Here is a 1276-nt window from a genome sequence, read left to right on the forward strand (position 1 = left end):
TGAGGCCACGGTAGCGCAAGAGGTGTGGCGGGACGGCTTCGGGGAGGTGATGGGCCTGATGGCGGGCTGCTTCCCGCGCCGGGAGACGCGGCAGACCTTCGGGGGAGGTGGTCGAGGCGATGCTGATGGGCGTGGAGCGGGCGAACTGCTGGACACTGGCCGAGGCGCTCGGCCACAGCGGCCCGCACCGCCTCCAGCACTTCCTGGCCCGCGCGGTATGGGATCACGACGCCGTACGCGACCGCCTGGCCCGCTGGACGGTGGGCCGCCTCGCCGACGACCGCGCTGTGCTGACACCTCCCGCGAGTTGTTTCTTGTCGGTGGAGCGGCGGATCAGGAGATGATGGGCGAATCCCTCAGCGGGCTCTTGGTTGGGCAAGGTCACTTCGAACCAGGTCCAGTCGTAGTACCGCTGTCCCTTGGAGCCCTCGCCCTGGCTGCGGCGCTCCCACTGGTCGCGGCTCGCCGCGTAGTGCAGCAGCTCGCCGGCTTGGGTGACGGCCGGCTGGCAGGGCTTGCCGGGAGGCCCGGCCAGCGGGAGCGTCACCGGGACCGCGAGCACGTAGGGCAGGGCATGGTCGTGCAGGAAGGCGCGCAGGGCGGGGTCCTTGCCGTAGTCGGCATCGGCGGCCACCCACGCGAACGGCAGCTTTCGTGCCAGCGCCGTTTGGAGCATCGCGATGCCCAGGTGGGGCTTGGTGGCGAAGGTGATGTCCTCGGGCACGCCGGCGTCCCGGCGCCGCTCAAGGTCCGAAGCCCAGGCAGCGGGCAGGTACAAGCGCCGGTCGTAGAAGGTGTGCCCGGCCTCAGCGGCGTAGGTGAGCATCACCATCACCTGGCAGTTGCGCACGTCCCCGGTGGCGCCGCAGTGCTGGTGGGCTACCCCGACCGAGCGGGTCCCCTTCTTGATGACCTGGGTATCGTCCAGCACCAGCGTGGCCTGCTCGTGGCCGAGGTGGATGGCGATGTAGTCCTGGACCTCACCCAGCAGTGCGTCCACGTCCCAAGAGGCCTCACCGAGGAACTTCTGGATCCGGTGCGGGGTCGCATGCCCCGCACGCTCGGCCATCGTCCAGCCGTTCTTCCGGCCCAGATCCGACAGCAGGCCCTCGACCAGGTCCGCGAACACTTCACGCGGCTCCGGCCGCGCGAACAAGTGCCCCATTCCGGATGTCAGTTGGGCAAGCTCCTCCGCCCAGGCATCAACGTGCTCAGGTGCCACATCGACCAGCATGACCAGACAACGACATCAACGATCAGCAGTCACAAGATCTGA

The 1276-nt window shown here is 68.8% G+C and carries 1 protein-coding gene and 1 pseudogene; one reads left to right on the forward strand and one right to left on the reverse strand.

The features are described from left to right. Positions 1-125: 125 nt before the first annotated feature. Positions 126-344, forward strand: a complete 219-nt coding sequence (locus AC3ET4_RS30795) for a transposase (protein WP_431955260.1) — start codon at positions 126-128, stop codon at positions 342-344. On the opposite strand, the pseudogene AC3ET4_RS30800 reads toward AC3ET4_RS30795, so the two are convergent. After that, positions 296-1234, reverse strand: a pseudogene (locus AC3ET4_RS30800) (IS701 family transposase); the annotation flags it as partial. The gene AC3ET4_RS30795 and the pseudogene AC3ET4_RS30800 sit on opposite strands and share 49 nt — an antisense overlap. Positions 1235-1276 lie beyond the last annotated feature (42 nt).

The organism is Actinacidiphila sp. bgisy167 (assembly GCF_057707665.1).

Coding starts and splice junctions, on each gene's coding strand:
- AC3ET4_RS30795 (WP_431955260.1), top strand. CDS start 126: ATGGGCGTGGAGCGGGCGAACTGCTGGACACTGGCCGAGGCGCTCGGC.